This is a genomic window from Micrococcus sp. HMSC31B01 (genome assembly GCF_001816085.1).
Taxonomy (GTDB): domain Bacteria; phylum Actinomycetota; class Actinomycetes; order Actinomycetales; family Micrococcaceae; genus Micrococcus; species Micrococcus luteus.
Genome location: NZ_KV825201.1, coordinates 1 through 1874, shown reverse-complemented (window position 1 = coordinate 1874; position 1874 = coordinate 1). Strand labels below are relative to the sequence as shown.

The 1874-nt window shown below is 72.6% G+C and carries 3 protein-coding genes; 1 reads left to right on the top strand and 2 read right to left on the bottom strand.

The genetic code is table 11. From position 1 onward, the window contains the following. Window positions 1-198 precede the first annotated feature (198 nt). Complete coding sequence (locus tag HMPREF3105_RS08005; protein ID WP_070709149.1) at window positions 199-1143, bottom strand: Sir2 family NAD-dependent protein deacetylase; 945 nt, start codon at window positions 1141-1143, stop codon at window positions 199-201. Then, on the bottom strand, window positions 1140-1346 hold the full coding sequence (locus HMPREF3105_RS08000) for a DUF3073 domain-containing protein (RefSeq protein ID WP_036314242.1): 207 nt from the start codon (window positions 1344-1346) through the stop codon (window positions 1140-1142). The genes HMPREF3105_RS08005 and HMPREF3105_RS08000 overlap by 4 nt, the downstream gene beginning before the upstream one ends. A gap of 85 nt (window positions 1347-1431) precedes the next feature. Here HMPREF3105_RS08000 and HMPREF3105_RS07995 point away from each other — a divergent pair, with 85 nt between their 5' ends. After that, window positions 1432-1800, top strand: a complete 369-nt coding sequence (locus HMPREF3105_RS07995) for a M28 family peptidase (RefSeq protein WP_246830355.1) — start codon at window positions 1432-1434, stop codon at window positions 1798-1800. Window positions 1801-1874 lie beyond the last annotated feature (74 nt).

The window sequence follows — 1874 nt, the reverse complement described above, 5'->3', positions numbered from 1 at the left end:
CAACAACGTCATGACCTCTTACACCTAGTCCCGCCCGCTCAGGAGCACCCACCGTGGACGACGACGCCGGCGGCGCCACCTGTGCAGGAGTCGTGCGTGGCCCCGGGCCACCCGGTGTCCACACCCCCGGCGCCCGCCGTTTCCCGCACGAAAACGCCCCGGCGTCCGCCGTTTCCCGAACGAAAACGTGGGTGGGGGTCAGAGGCGGGCGTCGAGCCAGGCCAGCGCGTCGGCGACCGGGGTGCGCCAGCGCCAGCGGGCCTTGGCGTCGGCGCGGGTGGGGCCGAGGTTGATCAGCCCCGTCTCATGCCCGGCCCGCTCGGCCCGCAGCACGAACCGGTAGCCGCTCATCACGGCCAGCGAGGTGCCGACGGCGAGCACCGTGCCGCCGTCGTCGGCCATCGCCTCCGCGGCCGCGCGCCGCGCCGCGGGCACGGACTCGCCGAAGTACACGACGTCCGGCTTGAGCTTCACGGAGCCGCACACCCGGCAGCCGACCATCGTGAACTCCTCCACCCAGTGCTGGTCGAGGGAGACGTCCCCGTCGGGGTTCACGGCGTCCGGGTCGATCGCCACGCGCTCGAGGTAGCCCGGATTGGCGGCCTCGAGCCGCAGGTCCAGGTCACGGCGGGACTCGGTGGCCCCGCAGTTCAGGCAGGCCACGCGCGCCAGGTCCCCGTGGAGCTCGATCAGCCGGTCCTCCGGCATCCCCGCCGCGCGTCCGGCCTCGGCGTGCAGCCCGTCCACGTTCTGGGTCAGGACGCCGGCGATCCGCCCCTCGGCCGCCCAGCGCGCGAGGATGCGGTGCGCCTCGTTCGGGCGGGCCTGGTCCATGCGGCGCCAGCCCACGAACGAGCGCGCCCAGTAGCGGTGGCGGGCGGCCGGGTCGTCCCGGAACTCCTGGTACGTCATCGGCCGGTGGCGGTGCAGGGACCCGTTCGGCCCCCGGTAGTCCGGGATGCCGGAGTCCGTGGACACGCCGGCCCCGGTGATCACGAGCGGGCGGGACTCCTCCATCAGACGCAGCAGACCTCGAGACGCCGTCTCGGGGTCCTGCAGCGGTGCTGTCTCATCCACCACCCTGGCGATCGACCGCAGGGCGGCCTGATGCCCGTCCAGGGCCGGATGCCGTGCGGGCGTCATCGCGCCCGCGCGTCGTCGTCCTCGTCCTCCGCGTAGAGGTCCGCGTACGGATCCTCGTACTCGGGCTCCTGGTCCTGCTCCGGGCCGCGCGTGCGTCCGCCCGTGAGCTCTCGCTCCAGTGCCGAGAGGTCTGTTCCGGGAGAGAAGTACTTCATCTCCCGTGCCTGCTTCGTGGCCTTCGCCTTCTGACGGCCGCGCCCCATGAGCGTGACCCCCTTCGCATCTCTCGCCGCCTCGGATCTGTGGCGCACAGGGGCCCGCCGAGGTCTTCACTGGTCAATATGGTTCGTGCGGACAAGGATACATGACCCGCCGGACGGCCTGTGGACGACGACGACCGGCCCGGTCCGGCGGGGCGTGCAGTGGCGCCGGGTGCGGCGCGGGTCGATCGGTGCTGAGTCCCTGCTCGGCGCGCAGCTCGACCGCGACGGCCACGGGCACCAGCCCGAGGGCAGCAACGGCCGCTCGGACTACGCGCCGTTCGTGGACGCGGGCATCGCCTCGACGGGCCTGCTCTCGATCCGCGACGACAACTACCACACGCCCCAGGACGACATCGACAACGTCTCCATCACCACGCTGACCCACACGGCCCGCGCGGTGGCGAACCTGATCGGCACCCTCCAGCAGGACGCCGACGCCCTCGGCACCCGCTGACCCGAGGCGTCCGTCCGTCTCACAGATGCCGTCGGGGGCGGTTTCGGGTGGTATCCAGGCCGGATACCACCCGA